This is a genomic window from Bradyrhizobium sp. LeoA1Lang, from assembly GCF_055413685.1.
Genome location: NZ_JBVAPG010000575.1, coordinates 1 through 293, shown reverse-complemented (window position 1 = coordinate 293; position 293 = coordinate 1). Strand labels below are relative to the sequence as shown.

1 protein-coding gene is annotated in these 293 nt (G+C 61.4%); it reads right to left on the bottom strand.

Annotated features, from left to right (window positions below; all coding sequences use genetic code 11):
- A partial coding sequence (locus tag ACZYOF_RS44550) for a transposase (RefSeq protein WP_463719693.1) occupies positions 1-293 on the bottom strand: 293 nt, incomplete at its 5' end.

Below are 293 nucleotides of genomic sequence, written 5' to 3'. Positions count from 1 at the left end.
TTATTCAAGTTTGGATGAGGGCTGAACGGCAGGCCGCGTGTCATCGCCAAGAAGCACGGCCCAAGATTGGTCCACGAGCGACCTGATCAATTCGCTGCGACGATGCCGGCACACGGCAGCTGGGGCGAATAGTTGCTCGTGCACTACCCTAAGCGCCGCAGCCAATCGGCCCGGCTTGTCCTCATAGACCGCGCCGAACTTCTGCTCGAGGAATGCCCAGTCGATCGTCCGCGCCAGCTGCACCAGCGCATGGTTCATGTCGATGATCGCGTCCAGCCGCGAGCGCAGAAGGT